The organism is Bacteroides sp., from assembly GCF_029057325.1.
In the GTDB taxonomy this organism is placed as follows: domain Bacteria; phylum Bacteroidota; class Bacteroidia; order Bacteroidales; family Bacteroidaceae; genus Bacteroides.
The window spans coordinates 1-24,167 of sequence record NZ_JAICZW010000097.1 but is presented as its reverse complement, the minus strand read 5'-3'; the positions used below and the strand labels follow the sequence as shown (position 1 = coordinate 24,167).

Annotated in this window: 16 protein-coding genes and 1 tRNA gene; 7 read left to right on the top strand and 10 right to left on the bottom strand. The window is 52.5% G+C overall.

The window, feature by feature from the left end:
- Positions 1-24: 24 nt before the first annotated feature.
- On the top strand, positions 25-2,775 hold the full coding sequence (locus tag K2G43_RS06090; protein ID WP_300153545.1) for a serine hydrolase: 2,751 nt from the start codon (positions 25-27) through the stop codon (positions 2,773-2,775).
- Between the two features lie 10 nt (positions 2,776-2,785).
- On the top strand, positions 2,786-5,830 hold the full coding sequence (locus tag K2G43_RS06085) for a glycoside hydrolase family 3 N-terminal domain-containing protein (RefSeq protein ID WP_297641828.1): 3,045 nt from the start codon (positions 2,786-2,788) through the stop codon (positions 5,828-5,830).
- 47 nt (positions 5,831-5,877) lie between these two features.
- On the opposite strand, the gene K2G43_RS06080 is transcribed toward K2G43_RS06085, so the two are convergent.
- Positions 5,878-6,507 carry an outer membrane beta-barrel protein gene (locus K2G43_RS06080; RefSeq protein ID WP_297641830.1) on the bottom strand — a complete coding sequence of 210 codons (630 nt, stop codon included), beginning with the start codon at positions 6,505-6,507 and terminating at the stop codon, positions 5,878-5,880.
- 12 nt (positions 6,508-6,519) lie between these two features.
- A complete protein-coding gene (locus K2G43_RS06075) occupies positions 6,520-7,158 on the bottom strand; it encodes a DUF4136 domain-containing protein (protein ID WP_297641832.1) in 639 nt (212 codons plus the stop codon).
- A 276-nt stretch (positions 7,159-7,434) separates the two neighbouring features.
- Here K2G43_RS06075 and K2G43_RS06070 point away from each other — a divergent pair, with 276 nt between their 5' ends.
- Complete coding sequence (locus K2G43_RS06070; protein ID WP_300153537.1) at positions 7,435-8,490, top strand: alpha/beta hydrolase; 1,056 nt, start codon at positions 7,435-7,437, stop codon at positions 8,488-8,490.
- Positions 8,491-8,756: 266 nt separating this feature from the next.
- Here K2G43_RS06070 and K2G43_RS06065 read toward each other — a convergent pair whose 3' ends face one another.
- Positions 8,757-9,758 carry an aldo/keto reductase gene (locus K2G43_RS06065; RefSeq protein WP_297641836.1) on the bottom strand — a complete coding sequence of 334 codons (1,002 nt, stop codon included), beginning with the start codon at positions 9,756-9,758 and terminating at the stop codon, positions 8,757-8,759.
- A gap of 110 nt (positions 9,759-9,868) precedes the next feature.
- Positions 9,869-12,313, bottom strand: coding sequence for a glycosyl transferase (locus tag K2G43_RS06060; protein ID WP_300153534.1), 2,445 nt, complete (start codon positions 12,311-12,313; stop codon positions 9,869-9,871).
- 220 nt (positions 12,314-12,533) lie between these two features.
- Here K2G43_RS06060 and galA point away from each other — a divergent pair, with 220 nt between their 5' ends.
- Complete coding sequence (gene galA / locus K2G43_RS06055; RefSeq protein WP_366524984.1) at positions 12,534-14,978, top strand: beta-galactosidase GalA; 2,445 nt, start codon at positions 12,534-12,536, stop codon at positions 14,976-14,978.
- 289 nt (positions 14,979-15,267) lie between these two features.
- Here galA and K2G43_RS06050 read toward each other — a convergent pair whose 3' ends face one another.
- Positions 15,268-15,612 carry a hypothetical protein gene (locus K2G43_RS06050; RefSeq protein ID WP_297641842.1) on the bottom strand — a complete coding sequence of 115 codons (345 nt, stop codon included), beginning with the start codon at positions 15,610-15,612 and terminating at the stop codon, positions 15,268-15,270.
- Positions 15,609-15,917, bottom strand: coding sequence for a septum formation initiator family protein (locus tag K2G43_RS06045; RefSeq protein WP_297641844.1), 309 nt, complete (start codon positions 15,915-15,917; stop codon positions 15,609-15,611). The genes K2G43_RS06050 and K2G43_RS06045 overlap by 4 nt, the downstream gene beginning before the upstream one ends.
- 174 nt (positions 15,918-16,091) lie before the next feature.
- Here K2G43_RS06045 and K2G43_RS06040 point away from each other — a divergent pair, with 174 nt between their 5' ends.
- Positions 16,092-17,918, top strand: coding sequence for a DNA polymerase III subunit gamma/tau (locus K2G43_RS06040; protein ID WP_297641846.1), 1,827 nt, complete (start codon positions 16,092-16,094; stop codon positions 17,916-17,918).
- A 339-nt stretch (positions 17,919-18,257) separates the two neighbouring features.
- Positions 18,258-18,428, top strand: coding sequence for a 4Fe-4S binding protein (locus tag K2G43_RS06035; protein ID WP_297641848.1), 171 nt, complete (start codon positions 18,258-18,260; stop codon positions 18,426-18,428).
- 85 nt (positions 18,429-18,513) lie between these two features.
- Here the strand turns inward: K2G43_RS06035 and K2G43_RS06030 are convergent, their stop codons facing one another.
- From K2G43_RS06030 to K2G43_RS06015, 4 genes are all read right to left on the bottom strand, one after another.
- A complete protein-coding gene (locus K2G43_RS06030; protein WP_297641849.1) occupies positions 18,514-19,707 on the bottom strand; it encodes a pyridoxal phosphate-dependent aminotransferase in 1,194 nt (397 codons plus the stop codon).
- 50 nt (positions 19,708-19,757) lie between these two features.
- Entirely contained in the window at positions 19,758-20,972 is a 1,215-nt protein-coding gene (locus tag K2G43_RS06025; RefSeq protein WP_300153511.1) for a bifunctional 3,4-dihydroxy-2-butanone-4-phosphate synthase/GTP cyclohydrolase II, read from the bottom strand.
- 15 nt (positions 20,973-20,987) lie between these two features.
- Complete coding sequence (locus K2G43_RS06020; RefSeq protein WP_297641853.1) at positions 20,988-22,889, bottom strand: LptF/LptG family permease; 1,902 nt, start codon at positions 22,887-22,889, stop codon at positions 20,988-20,990.
- Positions 22,890-22,965: 76 nt separating this feature from the next.
- A complete protein-coding gene (locus tag K2G43_RS06015) occupies positions 22,966-23,352 on the bottom strand; it encodes an START-like domain-containing protein (RefSeq protein WP_300153509.1) in 387 nt (128 codons plus the stop codon).
- A gap of 581 nt (positions 23,353-23,933) precedes the next feature.
- Here K2G43_RS06015 and K2G43_RS06010 point away from each other — a divergent pair.
- Positions 23,934-24,010, top strand: a tRNA-Met gene (locus K2G43_RS06010).
- The last annotated feature ends 157 nt before the right edge of the window (positions 24,011-24,167 follow it).

Here is a 24,167-nt window from a genome sequence, read left to right as displayed (position 1 = left end):
ATTATCACACAGCATAAAGATTACATCATGAAAAAGGCCAAATACCTTTTAGGAGTAATAGGATTCATCTGTGGCTTTTCGCCTCTTCAAGCACATACACCAACTACGGACGACAGCCGGTGCCGGCATTGGGTGGACTCTGTCTTTTCCAAACTAAGCGTGGACGAGAAAGTGGGGCAACTGCTTATCGTCACCGTACAGGCAGGCAAACCGGCGAAGGCACAGGTACGCGAACTGGCCGGCAAATACAAAATAGGCGGCCTGCTATATTCGGGAGGTACGGTGAAAGAGCAAGCCCTCTTGACCAATGTCGCCCGAAAACAGGCGCAGGTTCCGGTAATGGTGACTTACGATGGAGAATGGGGATGGGCGATGCGCCTGACAGATGCGCCCGCCTACCCCGACCATGCGGCATTGGGCTGTATCGAAGACAAAGGACTGACCGAAGAGCATGCCCGTGAAGTGGTCCGCCGGTTTGACGAGCTGGGAATACACGCCAGCCTGGTGTCCGACGCAGTGACCTATACCCATCCGCTCATCCCTACAATCTACGTACGTCCTTTTAATGAGAAGTTGCAAGCACCTTCTGCAACCACATCTGACGGGGCAGCCGGATTATCGAAGAATGAGCCTCTGCTCAAAGGGATTGTGTTTGCCGATACCCGAAATAAGGAAGGAGAAGCGGCCCGGTCACAGGCCACCGTCCGGACATTTTTAGGCGAAAACGACATGTTATTGGTGCAGACCAACATCAAGAATGCCTTGTCGGGATTGATGGAAGCCGTGAAATCCGGCAGGTTGAGCCAGGAAGAGTTGGAGGCCAAGTGTCGCAAAGTACTGGCCTATAAATATAAACTGGGACTACGGAACCCGCAACCGAAACTGCAGGTCAGCCAAATAAACAACCGCATCCACACGGAAGAGGCAGAAAAACTGGCGGTCAGGCTACGCCAATCGGCCGTTACGGTATTGAACAACTATTTCAACCTCCTTCCATTGGCTCCAACAGCAGCACACATAGCCGTACTCAGCATTGGAGACAAGGAAGCGGACGCCCCTTTTGTGGAACAACTGAAAAAGAATGCCGACATCCGCCAATTCTATCTACCCCGGGAGGCAGATGAAGCGACCACGCAGGAACTCATAAGGCAACTGGCCGACTTCCGCCGTGTAATAGTCTGCATCACCGGCTCATACGTCAGCTATCGGAACGCAATCTTTCTGAAAGAACTGAATTTGCAGGCTCCGTTGGTTTATGCCGTCTTCACTCCTTGCCGCATGTTGCGGCCTCTGGCTTCGGCATTCGCCAAATCGAGCGCCGTTGTGCTGGCCCATTCGGAAGAGGCCGATTTGCAACAATACGTGGCAGATGTACTCTTTGCCAGACAGCCCGCCAACGGTAAACTATCCATGGACATCGGCCGGACATTTCCGGCAGGAACAGGTTGCGTGATAGAGCCGGGCATGGAACCGAACGAATTTATTCCGGAAGATTATGGAATGAAGTCGTATGTGCTGCAAGGCATCGACTCCATCGCCCGGAGGGGAGTGACGGCAGGCGCTTATCCCGGATGCCGCATAGTGGTATGGAAGAACGGGAAACCGATTTATGACAAAGGTTTCGGTGTGCATTCGGACAAAGACAGCACCGCTGTCCGTTCCACCGACTTGTTCGACTTAGGAGCACTGACAAAGACCACCGCCACGCTGCTGGCCGTAATGAAGCTGTATGACGAAGGGAAGATAAAGTTGGAGGATAGAGTGGCCGATTATCTGCCCCTGTTGCGAAACGGAGACAAACGCACCATCACCATTCGCCAGTTGCTGTTCCACGAGACAGGATTCCCGCCTCATATCCGTTTCTATCTGGACATCATCGACCCCCATTCCGTACAGGGTCCCTACTTGCAAAGCTGGGTGGATAAGTGGCACCGCACGCAAGTGAGCGAGCACAGCTACTATTGCAGCGATTTCAAATTCAAGAAGGGAATGATGTCTGATAAAAGCAGTTCGGTCCATGCATTGCAGATGGCAGACGGTTTGTGGCTGAACAAGAGTTTCAAAAATACGATTCTTCAGAAAATCGCACAATGCGAATGGGACAACCACCATTATGTGTATAGCGATGTAAACTTCGTGCTTTTGCAGCAGCTGGTGGAAGCCGTTGCGAAACAACCGATGGAGCAGTACCTTGACAGGGAATTTTATGCCCCGATGGGCTTGCAGCGCACCCTGTTTCTGCCTTTGGACAAATTCCCGAAAACAGAGATTATGCCGACGGTGGCCAATGACTTCCTGCGTCGCCAGGACCTCCACGGATACGTACACGATGAGACGGCAGCCTGTATGGGCGGAGTGGCCGGCAATGCGGGATTGTTTTCCACAGCCGAAGAAGTGGCGAAAGTGTATCAAATGCTGCTGAATGGCGGTGAATGGAACGGCAAACGCTTCTTGAGCGAAGCAACCTGCCGCTTGTTTACTACGGAGAAATCCACCATCAGCCGCCGTGGATTGGGATTCGACAAGCCGGACATCTCATCTGCCAAGTTGAGCCCCTGCGCTGTCTCTGCTCCGGAAACCGTATATGGGCATACCGGCTTTACCGGTACTTGCGCTTGGGTGGACCCGACTAACCAGACGGTGTATGTATTTCTCAGCAACCGCCTTTGCCCCCGTGTATGGGATACGAAATTGGTGGATATGAATATTCGCAGAGCTATACAGGAAATGATTTACAAAAGCATAACGATAGAAAAAGAAGCTAACAGAAATTAGAGGAGGACACATGAAAAGACTATACCGGCTATATATCATTCTCTTGTGCTGCCTTTGTCCGGCTTTGAAAGCACAGATCGGGCCGATGCCCTTTAACTCGATGACGTTGGACGAACCTTCGATGATACGCCTCTTGCACAGCGATGCCCGGTGCAAGCAGTGGGCCGATTCGGTTTTGCAACGATTGAGTTTGAAGGAACGCATCGGACAATTGTTCATTTACACCATCGCTCCCCAGCAAGACAAGGCCAACAAGGACTTGCTACGCAAAGTGATAGAGGAGTACAAAGTAGGCGGACTGCTGTTTTCCGGTGGTCTGATGGAGAATCAAGTGGCCTTGACGAACGAGGCGCAACAGATGGCACGGGTTCCGCTGATGATAACCTTTGACGGAGAATGGGGACTGGCGATGCGCCTTCAGAACACCCCCGTTTTTCCACGGAATATGGTACTGGGATGCATACAAGATAATGCGCTGATTCATGAATATGGTCGTGAGATGGCCCGCCAATGCCGCGAGATGGGCGTACAGGTGAACTTCGCCCCCGTGGCGGATGTCAATATCAACCCGAAGAACCCGGTTATCAATACCCGCTCTTTTGGAGAGAATCCCTCCAATGTGGCAGACAAGGTCGTTGCCTATTCCAGAGGATTGGAAGCGGGAGGCGTGCTTGCCGTGAGCAAACACTTTCCGGGACATGGCGATACGGATGTCGATTCGCACAAAGCATTGCCGCTGCTGCCTTTCAGCCGTGCCCGTTTGGACAGCGTGGAACTGGTCCCCTTCAAAAAGGTGATTCGCGCCCGCTTGGGCGGCATTATGGTGGGCCATCTTGAAGTGCCTGCCTACGAGAGACAAAAAGGCGTGCCCTCTTCGCTCTCGCACGACATTGTTGCCGGTCTGCTGAAAAAGGAGCTCGGATTCCAAGGACTTGCCTTCACGGATGCTCTTGCCATGAAAGGCGTATCAGGCAATTCATCCGTCTGCTTGCGGGCATTGAAGGCAGGCAATGACCTGCTGCTGGTGCCCCGACGCATCAAGGAAGAAGTGGAGATGGTAATCGCCGCCGTAAAAAGCGGAGAACTTCCGGAGAGCGAGATAGCCGCAAGATGCCACAAGGTGCTGATGTATAAATATGCCTTGGGGCTGGACAAGAAACCGCACGTCCGGCTTTCCGGATTGAGCACCCGCATCAATACCCCGCAAGCAAGCGACCTGATACGCCGACTGAATGTTGCCGCCATTACCGTGCTGAGAAATAGGGAGAAAGTACTTCCGCTGGATCCTTCATTCAAGGAAGTGGCGGTACTACAAGTGGGCGATGCCTCCATCCAGCCTTTTGTGAAAGAACTTTCCCGATATACCCGCCCCGTAGAATTCCGTCTGGGCAAAGAGTTGCCGGAGGCTGAAGCCAAACGGTTGAAAGACGGACTGGCCAAGTACAAGCGGATTTTAGTCTGCGTCACCGGAACACAACTGGCTCCCTACCGCAACTTCTTCACAAAATTTGCACCCGGCGTGCCGGTGAGCTACCTCTTCTTCACACCCGGCAAGCAGGTAGGACAGCTGGGGCATGGAATCTCGTCCGCCGATGCGGTGATACTGGCACACACTTCCAACGGTGACGTGCAGCAACAGGTAGCGCGCATCGTCTATGGCAGCGCCGGGGCAGACGGACGGTTATCCGCCAGTATCGGTACCCTGTTTCCGGCCGGTGCAGGCATCACACTCTCCTCACAAGACACTCCCCGCTTTCTTCCCGAAGAACATGGAATGAGTGCCAGTAAGTTGGAAGAGATTGACAAAATTGCCGAAGAGGGCATCCGTGAAGGGGCCTATCCCGGCTGCCAAGTGGCGGTGCTGAAAGAGGGAAGATTGATATACAGCAAGGCATTCGGCACGCATACCCGGAAGGAAGGCACCCCTACGGGCAGTTTCCTGCCGACAAGACCCGTATTGCCGACCGATGCCTACGACCTCGCCTCGCTGACAAAGACCACGGCCACCCTACTTGCCGTAATGAAGCTATACGACAGCGGGCGGCTCAGCCTGACCGACCGTGCTGCCGACTACCTGCCCTACTTGCAAGATACAGACAAAAAGAACATCACCGTGCGCGAACTGCTGCTCCACGAGTCCGGACTCCCCTCCACAATATTTTTCTATCAGGAAGCCATCAACAAGGAGAGCTATACCGGCACGCTTTTTAAGGCACGGCCCGATGCCTCCCACCGTGTGCGCATCGGACGGCAGACATGGGCGAACCCCGCATTCAACTTCCGCAAGGGACTTACCTCAAAAGCACCCACAGCGGAACACTCACTCCAGGTGTCCGACAGCCTTTGGCTGCATCGTGACTTCAAGCAGGAGTATCTGCAAAAAATCGTGAACACTCCGCTTCGCGACAAACGCTACCGTTACAGTTGTGTAGGCTTCATTCTGCTGCAACAATTGGTGGAGGCACGTACAGGCATGCCGATGGATGCCTATCTAGAGAAAGAATTCTATGCCCCTATGGGCTTGAAGCGCACGGGGTATCTGCCTTTACGCTTCTTAAAGAAAAACGACATTGTCCCCTCCTCCGAAGACCCCTTCTTGCGGAAAACGACGTTGCAAGGCTTCGTCCACGATGAGTCGGCGGCATTTCAAGGCGGCGTTTCCGGTAATGCCGGGCTGTTCTCCACGGCAGAAGAAGTGGCAAAGATTTATCAGATGTTGCTGAACGAAGGAGAACTGGAAGGCAAACGCTATCTGAGCAAGGAGACTTGCCGGGTGTTCACCACGACCGTCTCCAAAATCAGCCGCCGTGGTCTGGGGTTCGACAAGCCGGACAGACGCAATCCGCAGAAAAGCCCTTGCGCCGGGTCGGCGCCCGCTTCCGTCTATGGGCACACGGGATTCACAGGCACTTGCGCCTGGGCAGACCCGGATAACAAGTTGGTCTATGTATTCCTGAGCAACCGCCTCTATCCGGACGTGTGGAACAACAAATTGATGCAACTGGACATAAGGACGAGGATTCAGGAGGCGGTGTACAAGGCGATGCTCCCTTGAAAGTTTGACACACCCTCATCTGAATCTGCCTTTTGGTTCATTCCTTATCAGAACGCAATACCTACCCGCAGCCCGAAATTGCTCAATCCATCCACACTATAGGTCAGCAGGTCACCTTTGTTGGTGCCGTAGCTGTAGTAGGCAGCCACGTGCAGTCCCGGTCCGTAGGCCCAGGGATAGATGTTGAAACCTATTTCGGGCGACACGTAGAATCCCCAGGTGTTGTTGCTTCCCTCGAACACGCTGAACGTTGATTTCAGTTTGGCATATTCGGCGCCGAGCTTCACGCCGGCGTATGGCTGGAAAGCGCCGCCACGGTTCCACACGTAGCGCGAGGCCAAGCCGAAAGGCAGTTGGAACAGCGTGTGCTGCTGGTCGGTGCTCAGGCTGCCGCCGTTGCCGGTGGGCAGGGTCTGTCGTCCGAAGTACTCGTGGTTGCTGTGATAGTTCAAGAAAGCTCCCAATGCGAAGTTGTCTGTCAGGAAGTAGCCTCCTTCAAGGTTCATGCCCCACCCGCTCGATTTGTCGGCAAAAGGATTGCTGAGGGGGAAGTTATATTGCCAGTCGATGTTGACGTAACCGTTGTCGGTCATCTGTGCCTTCGTCGGCAGGGCGAAGATGAGAGTGAGAGCAATCGTTGCAAGCACTCTCAAAAAAAGGTCTTTTATCGTTTTCATACATTGTCATATTTATTGGTTGGTAAGATAAGCCGATTGGGCGAAAGCCTGGTTTACGCCTTGCACGGCACGTGCGGTGTTGACGGCGGCCGATCCACTCTGCCATCCGCTCATGTAGTGGGTCCACAACACGGGCAGCTTCTGGTTCTCGCCCTGTGCGGCTTCCAGGTTCAGCAGTTCGGTGATGAACGAGCCGGTGGTGTAGGAATAGCTCACCGCATACGGGTAATACCATCCGCCCCAATCGCCCCAGTAGGGAGCATCCCAGTAGCCCGGATAGTTCCACCACCATTCGGGACGGCCGTAGTCGGTGAAATAGTAGGTGCTTCGGATGTGGCTTACTTGCAACCCGAGGTTGGCACGAGTACGATCGGTGGTGCGCACGTAGCCGCGGCTGTTCAGATTGGCGGCGTATGCGTTGAGGATTTCCCGGGCGCTCTCGTCTTTCCAGTATTCAGCTTTTTCTTTGTCGCCGATAATCAGGATGCTGTCGGGCAGGTAATAAGTGGTAAAACTCTTGAAGTCAGCCTGCTTGTCGTAGTTGGTATAGACCATGTAGTCGCCGTCCAACCGGCCCGTGTCGGCATCTTTCTCGCAGGCGGCAAACACCACGGCGAAGACCGCTGCTAATAAGGGAATAAATTTCTTCATATTTTCTATAAATGTTTAGGTTTACTATAAAATCCTGCCTGCCGGTACCTTAGGCTTCTGTGACAGAAACAAGGCGGGAGGGGAAAATGTTCACAGGAATGCTTGAAGGCTGACACGTGGTATATCCGAAAGAGTGAGGCTACAGACGGAGTTCAAGGAGTAAATTTTGAGAATCGAAGATGAATAATTATATTTGCGCAGTAAATCAATCGTTTATAATACACTGACAGGAAGAGCATCTTCTTATTGTCAATTTATCAATATAGGATTAGACAGATGAAACCGATGAATACACAAAACCTCCTTGTTGCACTCCTCTCCTTGCTCTTTGGTTGTACACAAGTGGCAGAGACGAGCGCCCAGCCTCCCTCCGGCCGACATGAGGCAAGCGTGATAAATGGCGAGACAACCGTACAATGCCTGATGCGCACCCAAGCCGATGCGTTCCTGCAAAACATGCCGTCTGACCTACAACGCAAGCAGACATCAGCCATTCTGAAAGCGATAGATGGCGACAATAGTGAGTTGATGGCTGTCCGCAACTCGCGCAATACTCGGCCTAAGTATTCTAATGACGTGGAGACGAGGATGATCACCGAGACCATGCGCATCTATGAACCTAAGAATAAACAGCACAAACGCCTCCCCGCACTGCTGTACCTTCATGGTGGCGGTTGGACTTTTGGCAGTATCAACAGCTGTGGAAGATTCTGTAATGCCTTGGCCGCTTCGGGTGGCATAAGAGTGATAGCCCTTGATTACCGCCTGGCACCTGAACACCCCTATCCGGCAGGCTTGAATGATTGTATCGGTGCCGTCGAGTATATCATCAATCACGCTGACGAGTTGCAGATTGACACCGACCGTATCACCATAGGCGGTGACAGCTCGGGTGGCAACCTTGCGCTGGCCACGGCTTTGTCGGAGGCTTGTCGGGGCAAAATTGAATCCTTACTGCTGTTCTACCCGGTGACAAAGGCGTTTGACGACGGTTCTGAGTCGTGGCGGCTGTATGGCCAAGGCTTCGGACTGGATGCTGAAATTATGGAGGCCTTCAACCGTGCTTATACAATCGATGCCGACGCTCGTTCTACAGCCATCAGTGTAGGCTTGTGCAGCGATGCTGTGTTGCAAAATCTTCCAAGGACAATGATTATCGCCGCAGAAAGAGACATCTTGCGCGACCAAGGCAAAGAACTCGCGGAGAGAATGCGCGGCAAGGCTCAGAGAATAGAATATGAAGGTGCGGTACATCTGTTCATCACCGTTCCGGGGCAGGACGCCGCATTTGACAAAGCGGTGAGAGACGCCTCAACATTCATTGGCAGATGACAACAATACGCCTCGTTCCGTAGCGTTAAAAAAGGGGAGGGTAAGATTGCTACCCTCATGTAAATGTGTCAAAGCATGCATCTCACTTTCTTTTAGGCACGAATTACACGGTTTTGCACGGTTTTCTTCTTGATTAATCCGTGTAATCCATGTAATCTGTGCCTAAAATCTATCATTATGTCGGTTCCTTTTCGTTTTGACACACCTCCATGAGGGTAAATGAGTGAAAAGCGCTATTGGGAGATAAGAGAGCCGTATCGGTTGCGTCATTGGATAATAGCCTTTATCTTTTCCTGCTCTTCTGCAGAGAAGCCGGTATTCCCTATCGCTTTCAGGTTGTCGGCAAGTTGTGCCACGGAGCTGGCACCGATGATGACGCTTGTCACCAGTTCGTCCTTCAGCAACCAGGCGAGTGCCATCTCGGCAAGAGTCTGCCCGCGTGTGGCGGCCAGCTCGTTGAGGGCTTTGATTTTCCGCAGCACTTCATCGGTCAGCGACTCCTTTTTCAGGTGTCCGCCCCGTGCGATGCGCGAATCTGCGGGAATGCCGTCCAGATAGCGATCGGTCAACAGGCCTTGCGCCAAGGGAGAAAAGGCGATGAAGCCGGTGCCGTTCTCTTGGGCTTGCCGAAGGATGCCTTCCGCTTCCGGTTCGCGGTTGAAGAGGTTGTATTTGCCCTGGTAGAGCAGACAATGCACGTTGCGTTCTTCCAGATAGCGATAGGCAAACGCCGTCGCTTCTTTGGGATATCTGGAGATTCCCACGTAGAGCGCCTTTCCTTGCCGCACGATATCGACCAGCGTTTGCAAAGTCTCTTCAAGCGGCGTGTCAGGGTCGTAGCGGTGGGAGTAGAAGATGTCCACATAATCCAGGTTCATGCGTTTCAGGCTTTGTTCAAGACTGGCCATCAAATATTTGCGGGAGCCCCAGTTCCCATAAGGGCCGGGCCACATATCATATCCGGCTTTGGTGGAGATGAACAACTCATCCCGATAGGGTTGGAAGGACTTCTTCATAATCTGCCCAAAGGTCTCTTCGGCCGAACCGTAGGAAGGACCGTAGTTGTTGGCGAGGTCGAAGTGCGTGATGCCGCGGTCGAAAGCATAGTGTGCCATCGCCAGGGAGTTGGCAAACGGGGTCACATCGCCGAAGTTGTGCCACAAGCCGAGCGATACTGCCGGCAGCAGGATGCCGCTCCGCCCGCAACGGCGATAGCTCATGCCGCCGTCATAACGGTTGGCGGCAGGGGAATAGATTGGATTTGTCATGATGGGCTACTGATATATTTATTGATTGTCATTCATTATCGAAATTTTGTGTCACTCCAAATAGAGTTATCTGGTCGAACCAAATAGAGTTATTGCGTCAGTGACACCGTTTATCCCATTATCACTTCTACAGAATGCGTGCCCGGCAGGTGCTTCAGCACATTGCCTTCCACCGGCTGCCCGTCCATTGTGATGGAGCGGATGCCTTTGCAGACGTGGTCGGGATTCTTCACCGTGATGTGGTATTCGGCTCCACGGAAGCGGCGTTTCAGGCTGAAGCCCTTCCAGCGTGCCGGGATGCAGGGGTTGATTTCCAGCCCTTCGTAGGTGGGCTTGATGCCGAGGATGAATTGTGTGATGGCGTACCACATCCAGGCTGCTGTGCCTGTCAGCCAGCTGTTCTTGCCTTCACCGGGACGGGCGGCGTCCTTGCCTGCCACCATCTGGCAGCAGACGTAAGGCTCTACCTTGTGCAGCGCGCTGTGTTCTTCGGTATATGACGGGCATATCTTGCGGTAGTGCTCCCAAGCGTCGTCGCCGCGTCCGGCAATGGTTTCGCCAATGATGATCCATGGATTGTTGTGGCAGAAGATGCCGGCGTTCTCCTTGTAACCGGCTGGATAGGTGGAGATTTCTCCGTACTCTACCACGTAGCGGGTGAAGGGCGGGTTGTTCAGCACAATGCCGTGCTCGCAGTCCAGACGCTCCTTCACTGCATCCAGGGCTTTTTCTACCATGCCCTCTTCTTGCCCGATGCCCGCCATGGTGCACCAGCCTTGCGACTCGATGAAAATCTGCCCCTCCTCGTTCTCCTTGGAGCCTACCTTACGGCCAAAGTAGTCGTAGGCACGCAGATACCAGTCGCCGTCCCATCCGTATCGTTTCACAGCCTCCACCATGTTGTCCACGCAGGTCTGCGCCCGGTCGGCCTCGTCGTCTTTACCCAATCGGCGGCACAATTCCACGTAGTCGCGCCCGCATACCACAAACAGACCGGCAATCATCAGCGATTCGGCTTTCGAGCCTTCGGTCTTGTTCTCTGTGGTCTGGAAGGACTCGTTCGGGTCCTGGGAGAAACAGTTCAGATTGAGGCAGTCGTTCCAGTCGGCACGCCCGATGAGGGGAAGCGCATGGGGGCCAAGGTTCTCGACAACATGGTTGAAGGAGATGCGCAAGTGCTCGAACAGCGACACTTCCGTGCCTTCCCGGTTGTCGAAGGGAACCGGTTCGTACAGAATGCTGAAGTCACCCGTCTCCTTGACGTAAGCCACCGTACCGAAGATGAGCCACAGCGGGTCGTCGTTGAAGCCTCCGCCGATGTCGTTGTTGCCGCGCTTGGTCAGCGGCTGATACTGGTGATAGCATCCTCCGTCGGGAAACTGGGTGGAAGCGATGTCGATGATGCGCTGACGGGCACGCTCCGGTATCTGGTGCACGAAGCCCACAAGGTCTTGGTTGGAGTCGCGGAAGCCCATTCCCCGCCCGATGCCGCTCTCAAAGAAGGAAGCGGAGCGGGACATGTTGAAGGTAATCATGCACTGGTATTGGTTCCAGATGTTCACCATGCGGTCCAGCTTCTCTTCATCGGTTTTCACCACATAGATGTCCAGCAGGCGGTTCCAGTAGGCTTTCAGCTCGGCAAAGGCGGCATCCACCTTGGCGGCAGTGTCGAAGGCGGCAATCATAGCCTTGGCCTTCACCTTATTTATTAAGGAAGAATGAGGGATGAATTTTTCCTCTTGTCTGTTCTCCACATAGCCCAGCAGGAAGATGAAGTCGCGGCTTTCGCCCGGCTGCAGCGCCACTTCTATATAATGGGAAGCGATGGGGCTCCAGCCGTGGGCGATGCTGTCGCCCGGTTTGCCTTCGATGACCCGCTGCGGGTCGGCAAACTCGTTGTAGAGCCCGATGAAGGTTTCACGGTCGGTATCGAAGCCGTCAACAGGCGTGTTCACGCTGTAGAAGGCGTAGTGGTTGCGGCGTTCCTTGTATTCTGTCTTATGGTAGATGACAGAGCCTTCCACCTCCACCTCTCCGGTGGAGAAGTTGCGCTGGAAGTTTTCCATGTCGGTGGCGGCGTTCCACAGGCACCATTCGGCAAAGGAGAAGAGCTTGAACCGTTTCGCGGCGGAAGAGGTGTTGCGCAGGGTCAGCTTCTGCACCTCTCCCCAGGTCTTGAGCGGGACGAAGAAGAGCAGACTGGCTTCGATGCCGTTCTTGGCACCCGTGATGCGGGTGTAGCTCATGCCGTGTCGGCACTCGTAGCGGTCGAGCGGCGTCTTGCAAGGCTTCCAGCCCGGCGACCATACGGTACCCTCGTCGTTGATGTAAAAATAGCGGCCTCCATTATCCATCGGCACGCCGTTGTAGCGGTAACGGGTGATGCGGCGGAACTTGGCATCCTTATAAAAGGAATATCCGCCGGCAGTATTGGAGATAAGGGAAAAGAAATCTTCGTTGCCCAAATAGTTAATCCAGGGCCATGGAGTCTTGGGGTCGGTGATGACGTATTCCCGATTCGCGTCATCGAAGTATCCGAATCTTTTGTCTTGCATACCGTTCTTGCTTTTTTGAGTAGTTGATGATTAGCACGCTCCAAAATTAAGCAACTTTTCCACTAACGCCCTTGTCTGCAAGCCTGTTTTTTACTTTTGGGCACATAGAATATCAGAAAAAGATATAAAAGTATCACCATTGGCGGCTCTTTTCGCCCTATCTTTGCGATGTCGCATTTCGGCAATAATCCCTTTGAACTTATCATATCTTATGGAACGATTGAAACACCTATTCGTATTTTTGCTTCTTCTGGGAGCCACCTCTACCCTTTCCGCACAGTCCGTCCGCGAGCGCATCCTGCTGGATGACGGTTGGCAGTTCGCTTTCGGCAACGCCTCCTCACCGGAGAAAGACTTCGGTTGCGGAACGGAGTACTTCAACTACCTGACGAAAGCCGCCTCCATCCACAACGAAGGTCCCTATTCTCCGAAGTTCGATGCCGCCAAGTGGGGAGTAACGTGGAAGACGGTGAACCTCCCGCACGACTGGGTGGTCGATTTGCCCTACGCCGGAGAGGCGAGCCACAGCCACGGCTATAAGACCGTAGGCCATCTATATCCCGAAACCAGTGTGGGCTGGTACCGGAAAACGTTCACTGTCCCGCAAGAAGATCTGGGCAAACATCTGTATCTGCAATTCGATGGCATCTTCCGTGACGCACGCATCTGGGTAAACGGTTTCTACTTAGGACACGAACCAAGCGGATATGCCACACAACTCTATGACATCACAGAGTACCTGAACTACGGAGAAACGAACCTGATATGTGTCCGTGCCGATGCCACCCTTGAAGAGGGATGGTTCTACGAAGGAGCCGGGATTTACCGCCATGTATGGCTGAACAAGACGGCACCGTTGCACGTGGCACCGTTCGGCGTATCTGTCTCTGCCCTGCTGGAAGCGCCTTTCGAAGAGGCGTTGCTGGAGACCGAGGTGCGGATGGAGAACACAGGCCGCGAACCGCTCTCCGGCAAAGTGCTGTGCCGGTTGCTGGATGCCGAAGGACAGGTGCAGGCAGTGGGCGAGTCGGAACCGGCAGAACTGCTCCCCCGGGAATCGCGCAGCGTAAAGGTACATGCCAAGGTGGCGCGCCCACACCTCTGGAGCACAGAAAGCCCCTACCTCTACCGGATGGAGACAAGCGTACAACAGGGCGACAAGCAGGTGGACGTCGTGACCACTCCGATAGGCATACGCCACATCCGATTCGATGCCGACAACGGTTTCTTCCTCAACGGGAAACCGCTGAAACTGAAAGGCGTGAACATGCACCAAGACCATCCCGGTGTAGGTACAGGCCTACCGGATGCCTTGCAGACATATCGCCTCAAGCAGTTGAAAGCCTTCGGCTGCAACGCCTACCGCTCTTCTCACAATCCGATGACCCCCGAAATGCTGCATGCCTGCGACAGCCTCGGCATTCTGGTGATAGAGGAAAACCGCCTGACGGGTGTCAACGAAGAGCACATCCGCCTGCTGAAGCGCATGATAGACCGCGACCGCAACCACCCCTGCATCATCCTGTGGAGCGTAGGCAACGAAGAGTGGGGCATCGAGTGGAAGGAGAGCGGCACACGCATCGCCGCCACCATGCGCGACTATTGCCACCGCTTCGACCCTACCCGCCCGATGACCGTGGCTTCGAGCAGCGGCCCTGCCATCCTGATTCCCGCAGACGTGGCGGGATATAACTACATCCTCCAAAATCCCGTGGAGCAACACCGCAAGGACTATCCCGACCGCCGTGCCATCGGTTCGGAAGAGACTTCCGGTTGCGGAACGCGCGGCATCTATTTCGACCACCACGAACGGGGATACATGGTGGCGCACAACCGCAAGCCGAACGGACCGGACAGCCTGCTAAACTGCATCGAACGGGGCTGGAAGTTCTACGACGAACGTCCCTACCTTTCCGGCCTTTTCTATTGGACGGGCTTCGACTACCGTGGCGAACCCAACCCCATGAAGTTTCCGGCCACAGGCTCGCAGTTCGGCATTCTGGACTATTGCGGCTTCCCCAAGGACGAAGCCTGGTATCTGAAATCCTGGTGGACGGATGTCCCTGTACTCCACATCCTGCCCCACTGGAACCTGCAAGGGCACGAAGGCGAAGAGACAGACATCTGGGTATATAGCAACTGCGACGAGGTGGAACTGACCGTGAATGGCAAGCGGCTGGAGCGCAAACCGATGCCGAAGAACGGCCATCTGTCCTGGAAAGCCGTCTATCAGCCCGGCGCGGTAAAGGCAGTGGGCTATAAGAACGGGAAACGGCTGCTGACCAGAACCGTAGAGACCGCCGGTGCCCCCGCCCGCATCCTGCTCACGGCAGACCGCTCCCGGATTCAAGCCGACAACCGGGATGTCGCCGTCTTCCGCGTAGAACTACAGGACAAGAAGAAACGCTTTGTGCCTACTGCCTGCGACGAACTGACAATTACCGTCTCCGGTCCGGTTCGCATTCTCGGCGTGGGCAATGGCGATCCCGCTTACCAGGCTACGGAACGCCCGACGGATGCCGATGCACGCACCTATCGGGTGAAGGCGTTCAACGGCCTTGCCCAAATCCTGCTGCAAAGCACCGGCGAGGCAGGCGAAGCGACCCTGACCGTTGCCGCAGCAAACCTGCCGGAAACCTCCTGCCTATTGAAGCTGGACAATTAGAAAGCGCATCGGCATCATCGGACCACACGCGGATTCAACCGGACAGGCAAAACAACAACAGACTGATTTTCAACGCAAAAGAAAATCACATTTTAGGCAATATACACCACGTTGACAGACACTTGTGTCTGTCGTCTCAAACACTTGTGTCTGTCGTCTTGAACACAAGTGTCTGTCAGCTCAGACGCAAGTGTCTGTCAACACCGGTATTAATAGGGGTAAATTTCAGGTAATAAACCGAAGTCAGGGGATGAAAACGAATGCTTCATCGAATGCACATCTACGCCGTTCAGCGCTCCTGCTCTTTCGCCTCCTCCTGCGGAATGCGCACCGAAGTATAAAGTTCCAGAACGGCGGCTATCGTCAAGGTGACAATCCATTCATTGCCGTGCGTGAAGAACATACATGCACCGGCAAGCACCAGCAAAACCGCACCGAACATCTGTTGCCGGCGCAACCGCCTGACGGCAGGAGCCTTGCATCGGGAGGGAGAATTGATTTGAGCCAGAGCCACCATCGTGGCACCGACGGTATATACATACGGGGAGAGGGGCCACCCCGTGATATACACGGCCGCACCGACCAGCAGCATCACGGCTCCTACTACAAAAAGGGCGGGTATCAACTGTTTCATTCTTTTATATCTTCTTCAAATACGTAAATGTCCTCATTGGGCTTCTTCATCAAATACTTCTCACGGGCAATCCGCTCGATGGCACCGGAATCGACGGCAAGCTCATTGAGACGTTCGGTATTCTCTTCATACTCCTTGCGATATTTCTCAATCTCTTCACGCAGAAGACTTTCTTCCCGGGCATAGCCCACACGGCGCACAATGCTGTTCTCATCCAAAAAACCGATGAGTACAATAAATACCCCAAGCGTGATTTGATACTTATGCTTGCGGATAAATGTCCAAAGAGTAATAAGTCTGCCCATCCCGATTCTATTGTTTAGCGATTTACAAATTACGGCTGCAACTGCCTCCCGTTCAACTTCAGCACACGGCCTTTTCATAAAAAGCCATGACTTCCGGCCACAAAGATAAGAGGAATAACCGAAAGTTCTCTTTTTTTTATGTACATTTGCACAAAAAGCAAAGGAACCCCCAATATGGAAAACTATATCGTATCCGCACGGAAATACCGTCCCTCGACCTTTGAGTCCGTAGTAGGACAACGTGCCCTGACCACCACCCTGAAGAATGCCATCGCCACCGGGAAACTGGCGCACGCCTACCTGTTCTGCGGTCCGCGGGGAGTGGGGAAAACGACTTGCGCACGCATCTTCGCCAAAACCATCAACTGCATGAGTCCCACGGCAGACGGAGAGGCATGCAACCAGTGCGAATCGTGCACCGCCTTCAACGAACAACGTTCATATAACATCCACGAACTGGATGCCGCCTCCAACAACTCCGTCGATGACATCCGCCAACTGGTGGAGCAAGTGCGCATCCCGCCGCAAATCGGCAAATATAAGGTATATATCATCGACGAGGTGCACATGCTCTCCGCCTCGGCCTTCAACGCCTTCCTGAAGACATTGGAAGAACCGCCACGCCACGCCATCTTCATCCTCGCCACGACCGAGAAGCACAAGATATTGCCAACCATCCTTTCGCGCTGCCAGATATACGACTTCAGCCGGATGGGTGTGGAAGACACTGTGGCACATCTGGCCTACGTCGCTTCCAAAGAGGGCATCACCGCCGAGCCGGAAGCCCTGAACGTCATCGCCTTGAAAGCCGACGGCGGCATGCGCGACGCCCTGTCCATCTTCGACCAGGTAGTAAGTTTCACCGGAGGAAACATCACCTACCGGAGCGTCATCGAGAACCTGAACGTACTGGATTATGAATACTACTTCAAGCTGACGGACTTCTTTCTGGAAAACAAGGTCAGCGATGCCTTGCTGCTACTGAACGACGTGCTGAACAAAGGCTTCGACGGCAGCCATTTCATCACCGGACTCTCGTCGCACCTGCGCGATTTGCTGGTAAGCAAAGACCCTGTGACATTGCCACTGCTCGAAGTGGGTGCCAGCATCCGCGAACGCTATCAGACGCAAGCGCAGAAATGCCCGCTCCCCTTCCTCTACCGCGCCATGAAGCTCTGCAACGATTGCGACCTGAACTACCGGAGCAGCAAAAACAAGCGATTGATGGTGGAACTGACCTTGATACAGGTTGCCCAACTCACCGCCGCCGAGGAGGACGACAGCAGCCATGGGCGTGGCCCTAAACAAGCTTTAAAACCCCTTTTCACAAAGCCTGCCGCCGCACAGCAGCCACAGGCAGCCCCCGCTACGCCCAAACAGCAAGCTCCGACAAGCCCGGCAGCCGGACAACCTGTCCAGCAAACCAACAAGGCTCCACAGCCTGCCAATGCCTCGAACAGCACCCCTCCACACACCACCCCTACAGCTGTGCTGATGGCACAAGGAAGGGAGGAGAAGAAAATTCCGGTCGTAAAGCAGGCCGGGTTAGGCGTATCCATCAAACGGCCGCGCCCCGAAGAAGCGAAGAAGACCGCCAACGTTGCAACTCCTCGCCCTGCCGCCCCCATCGAAGAAGACTACATCTTCAACGAAAGAGACCTGAACTACTATTGGCAAGAATATGCGGGACGAATGCCTAAAGAGCAAATCGCCATCGCCAAACGAATGCAGAACATGCGCGTCGCCCTGATAAGCGACTCCACTTTCGAAGTCGTAGTGGACAACGAAATCGTAGCCAAAGAATTCACCGGCATGATTCCGGCGCTGCAAGACTATCTGCGTACCCGCCTGAAGAATCGGAAAGTCATCATGACCGTCCGCGTCAGCGCAACGACTGAAAACGTGCGTGCCTTCAGCCGCGTCGAAAAGTTCCAGATGATGGCGCAAAAGAACAGTGCATTGCTTCAACTGCAAGAGGTCTTTGGTCTAGAACTATATTAGTCCGGATTCGGAGGCATCCAACTGTTCCGCCCACTTTCATCCTACCATTCTAAACAGGAGAGAAACAGACAGGCTCCTTTTCCATAAAAACAGCCTAAAAATCTGATAATAAATAATAGTAGTTCGGAAGAACCTATCAAACGGGAACTGCGAAAGAAGAAACGCCAGCAAAGATTATCTTCACCTATTCCACAGTTTCTTCCAAGCAAAAAACCGACTACTTATTTAGACAAGATACAAATTATAAGTTTTTTAATCAATATTGATAGCAACTAATAAAGAAAACCGCTATTTTTGCCGGACAAATTAGTACTAATAACAATTTAAAATTTAAAGAAAATGGCTTACGTAATTAGTGACGATTGTATTGCTTGCGGCACTTGCATTGACGAGTGTCCGGTAGGCGCTATTTCTGAAGGTGATAAGTATTCTATCGACCCTGAAGCTTGTACTGAATGCGGTACTTGCGCAGATGTTTGTCCTTCTGAAGCAATTCATCCGGGAGAATAATAAATCCCCATTTAGAAAAAAAGGCTCGGTTTCCATGAAACCGGGCCTTTATTATTTATAATCAGATCGAATCGTCCAAAGGGAGTCAGGCCAATTTCGCCAACGCTTCCTTTATCCTGCGGATGGCCTCGACAATGTTCTCATCACTGGTGGCATAACTCATGCGGATACATTCGGGTGCTCCGAACGAGGTTCCCCCCACACAGGCCACATGCGCTTCTTCCAACAAGTACATGGCCAACTCGTCCGAATTGGTGACCTTGCGTTCGCCGGCCGATTTGCCAAAGAAGGAGTCGCACTTCGGAAACAGATAGAAAGCACCTTCCGGTACGTTCACCTCAAAACCGGGAACCTCCTTTGCCAGCTTCACAATCAGATTGCGACGACGTTCAAAGGCCTGACGCATCTCTTCCACCGGAACCTGCGTGCCGGTATAAGCAGCCTCGGCAGCCTTTTGAGACACCGAACAGGGTCCCGAAGTATATTGGCCTTGCAGCTTGTTGCAAGCCTTTACAATCCATTCCGGCCCGGCAATAAAACCGATACGCCAGCCGGTCATGGCATACGCCTTGGACACACCGTTCACAATCACCGTGCGTTCCTTCATTTCGGGGAACTGCGCAATACTTTGATGCTTGCCTATGTAGTTGATATGCTCATAAATCTCATCAGCAATCACCATCACCTGCGGATGCTTTGCCAATACGGCAACCAGCCCCGCCAGCTCTTCCTTGCTGTAAACAGAGCCCGTCGGGTTGGAGGGAGAGCAAAGAATCAGCGCCTTCGTCTTAGGAGTAATGGCAGCCTCCAGCTGGGCAGGTGTAATCTTGAAGTCTTGCTCAATGCCGGCAGGCACAATCACCGGTGTTCCTTCCGCCAGCTTCACCATTTCGGGATAGCTCACCCAATAAGGAGCGGGAACAATCACCTCGTCACCCGGATTCACCAACACCAGAATAGTATTGCAAACCGACTGCTTGGCACCATTGGCACAAGAGATTTGTGCGGCGGTATATTCCAGACCGTTTTCCTTTTTCAATTTTTCTACAATCGCATTACGCAAAGCCGGATAGCCCGGAACCGGAGAATAGCGAGAGAAATTATCATCTATCGCCTTTTTCGCAGCCTCTTTGATGTGTTCGGGAGTATTGAAATCGGGTTCTCCCACACTCAGATTGATTACATCCACGCCTTGAGCCTTCAGCTCTGCGCTCTTTTGAGACATAGCCAGTGTCGCAGAAGGCGACAAACTATTCAAACGATCTGATAACTGGTTCATTTTGTTTCTATTTTTGATAGTGGTTCTACAATTCTTTATTTATTAAGGAGTTACTTATTGAAATGCAACGTATGTCCCATACGTTCTTTCTTCGTGCGGAGGTAGCGTTCATTGTACGGATTCGGCACAGATTCGATGGGCACGTTCTCCGTAATCTCCAGGCCGTATGCCTCCAGACCGACACGCTTCACCGGATTGTTAGTCATCAGACGCATCTTGTGTACACCAATCTCACGGAGAATCTGCGCCCCTACTCCATAGTCACGCTCATCCGCCAGATGTCCCAGACAAAGGTTCGCGTCCACAGTGTCCATGCCGTCTTCCTGCAACTTGTAGGCTTTCATCTTTTCCATCAGGCCGATGCCGCGTCCTTCCTGATTCAGATAGACGATAACACCTTTGCCCGCTTTCTCTATCATCTCCATTGACTTATGAAGCTGTTCCCCGCAATCGCAACGCATGGAGCCGAAGATGTCCCCTGTCGCACAAGAGGAATGCACACGCACCAGAATCGGTTCATCCTCTTTCCACTCGCCCTTGAACAAGACCATGTGTTCCAGCCCGTTCAATTTCTGGCGGAAAGGTATCATGCGGAAATGACCGTACTGAGTGGGCATATCCACTTCCACACCTTTCTCCACAATGGATTCCTGACGCAGGCGGTAGGCTATCAGGTCACGGATGGAAATCAGCTTCAAGTTGTATTCATCCGCCATCTTGCGCAACTCGGGCAGACGCGCCATCGTACCGTCATCGCTCATAATCTCCATCAGCGCACCTGCCGGATATAGTCCTGACAGACGTGCCATATCGATGACCGCTTCCGTATGTCCGGCACGGCGCAACACGCCTTTCTCCTGCGCATACAACGGATTGATATGTCCGGGGCGGCCGAAGGTAGCAGGCGTGGAGGCAGGGTCGGCCAATGCTCGGATGGTAGCCGCACGGTCGGCCGCAGACACACCGGTAGTGCAACCTTCCAGCTTATCGATGGTTACGGTAAAAGGAGTGCCCAACACCGAAGTATTGTCCAATACTTGATGCGGCAAGTCCAGTTCCTTGCAGCGCGAAACGGTAATCGGCGCACAAAGCACGCCCCGCGCATGCTTCAACATAAAGTTAACCTTCTCCGGGGTAATCTTTTCGGCAGCGATTATCAAATCACCCTCGTTCTCGCGGTCCTCATCATCCACCACAATCACGAAATTGCCCGCCTTGAATTCTTCAATAGCTTCTTCTATTGTATCCAACTTTACATTTTCCATAATCTCTATTCCTTTTTATTTGTTTTTTTCTCTTTCGATAATACCAATCACCTCCTCGTTCGTCTTGACAATCCGCTCCATGTCCTTATTCAGACGGATGCGAAACGCCCAAATGCGAAAGTAGAAGAACAGGCCCACGGGGAAAACGATTCCGCAAAGCACATTCAGCTCATAACGGCGGAACGGACGCAGATGCGCATGCACGGGGATGACCGGATATGCGTTCAGCGCAGTAAGCAACACGTGCGACCGTGTATTCGCCATCTCCTCAATCAGGCTTTCCATGCGCTCGTTGATATGCTCCACCGCCTCATCCTGCGCATCGGCCAGCCAGAGTTTGAAGTAATTGGGAGCATGTCTCAGCGCCTTCCTTTCGGCATACTCGCGGCAATCCGCCGACAATGCCCGCAACTCGCCGGGAATGCGCACGTAGTCGGGGTCATGGATGATGACCTCCTTACGGAACAAATGGCGCACACTGCGGATGCCCGCCACCTTCTTAAACCAACTGATATAGGCGTCGGCATTCAGCACCACGGAATCGTTGTTGGACTTATAAGTCAGGAAAGCGCCCAGCGGTGCCAGAATGGCCGTACTGGTCCACATGCCCATCCATACAATCCACTTGCCGTCACGCGCCATCTTGTAGCCTGTATTGTTGATGATGTAGTAAATGATGAATATCAGCACGGAAACCACTACCGGCATTCCCAATCCGCCCTTGCGGATAATGCCACCAAGCGGCGCACCGATGAAGAAGAAAATCAGGCACGCCATCGAGAGGGTCAGCTTCTCATGCCAGGATGTCTTGTGAAGGCGAAGATTGCGTTCCGTCTGCAAGATATTGAAACTCTTGAAGCTCCAATCGCTTCCCGCGCTTTCAGCACGGCTCACGGCGACAGATATGATTTTCTGCTTTTGCAACAACGTAGATGCGTCGAAGAGGCTATCCACATCATACCCGCCTATATGCGCCTCCGCAATCTTCAGCGTATCTGTTTTAGTCAGGCCGGACGCAATCTTATAGGGTCCTCTCATCGCCTCCATATAATAGGCGTGTCCCACACTATCGTTATAAACCTGCATCGAGTCGATGCCCGCCTGCAACATCGCCATGTTCTTGCCGTTGGACCGGCTGCTCATAATGCCCTCATCCGCCATGCTGAAATCGGAGTCGAACTCGATAATGGCATGTTTCTCACGGAACGTTTCGCGGCGGTAAGGCACATTCCGCTGGTTCATGCTCTGCGATTTCAGGTTCTCGAACTGCTCGCCGCTATACAGATGTAGATATAAGTGCTGCTTGTCTGCCGTCATCTCCAGTTTTCCCGAATCGGCCTTGATAATCTGCGCGTTCTCAAACCCTTTCTCAAAATTATAAATCAGCACGTCATACAGCACACCGGTCTTGCGGTTCTTGTGCTTCACATAGAGGTTGTAGCCGTCTATCTCGTCGTAGAACACCCCCTCGGGGATATCCACTTCGGGCGACTTCTGCTTCATGGAGAACAGCAAAGTCCATAGCTTGGTCTGCGCCTTAGGCCCTATGACATTCTGAAAATAGAAAGAGACACAACTGATAAAGGCAATAAAGACAATCAGCGGACGCATGATTTTCATCAACGAAATGCCCGCCGCCTTCATGGCGAGCAACTCGAAACGTTCACCAAAGTTTCCAAACGTAATCAGGGCGGCCAGCAGGACAGCCAGCGGCAACGATATCGGCACCAGGGTCAGCGCCGAATAGAAGAAGAACTGTAGCAAGACAGTCATCTCCAATCCTTTGCCCACCATTTCGTCCACGTACTTCCACAAGAACTGCATCATAAAGATAAAGAGGCAGATGAAGAAAGTACCCATAAAAAGCAGGCAGAAGCTCTTCAGGACAAATATATCTAACTTTTTTATGCGCAGCATCTTACTTGTTTCATGCAATGAGTGCACAAAAATAGTACAAAAAAGGGAGTACGGGAAATTTTTAATCGAAAGTTAACTAAAAACCGCACGTTCTTCGCAATGTATCTACTTGCGAATCCCACAATTCACGCAAATCATCCGCTTCGCCCGCATTGGCAAAGTCCGTTATTTCCAACACGAAATCATTCGTCAGCTCATTATTCGTCATTTTCAGTTCAAAGTAGCCGTGTTCGTTTTCATCATCCAACCAGTGGAAACGAATAAACGAATAAGCACGTATCGCTATGATTTTCGCATCGCGCTCTTCCGTCTTCCCCCAAAAGAAGGCCACAATCTCATCATCCGACTGGATCCTGTCGGCAAACCAGCCTTCCAAGCCCGTGGGAGTGCTTATCGCCGTCCACAGAATAGTCTTAGAAGTCGCGTTCAAAAGGTATTCCAGGTGTATTTTTTCTCGTTCCATATCTAATTCTGCTTCTATTATGCCTGCCAAGATAAAGACTTTTTTCTAATTACAGAAAGTTATTCATTAAAATTATAACCTGTTGGCGGAATTAAATCAGCAAAGAAATCCCTCCTGCAATTTCCCCTATATTTCCCGGTTTGACAGACACTTGCATCTGTCGTCTCAAACACTTGTGTCTGTCAGCTTGAACACAAGTGTTTGTCACGTTGAACACAAGCGTCTGTCAGCCCATTATTAAACAACTAACAATCAATGCATTAAACAAAAAACCAAAAGCAGACCAGTGAATCAATTCCGCCAACGGGTTAAAATAAAGCCAAACAACCAATCCTGCCTACAACCGCCCGATTCCATGCGGAACAATTTCCCATCCCCATATATTATCTATAGCGAAATCTCCCCGCCCGACTGTCCACGGACAACGGTTACGTACTCCTTCAGGCACGGAATTGCGCATTTGAAGAACTGGCGCAAGGATTGAAATGAAAAAACCATGTAGAAAACAGCAAAAAAAAACTGCAATTATTTTGGCACATTAAATAAAAGCTATATCTTTGCACCCGCAAACGAGAAATGATGGCGGGATAGCTCAGCTGGTTAGAGCGCATGATTCATAATCATGAGGTCCCCGGTTCAATCCCGGGTCCCGCTACCACTAAAAGATTTAGACTGTTAGGAGGCTTCCACTCTTGGCGGTCTTTTTTTTGTTTACCAGTGAAATATCCGCACAAAATAAGGGGTCAGCGGATATTTCTGGTTGGTATCCATTTCCTTTATGCGTACAAAGTAGCCAATCTGAACATGAAGAACTT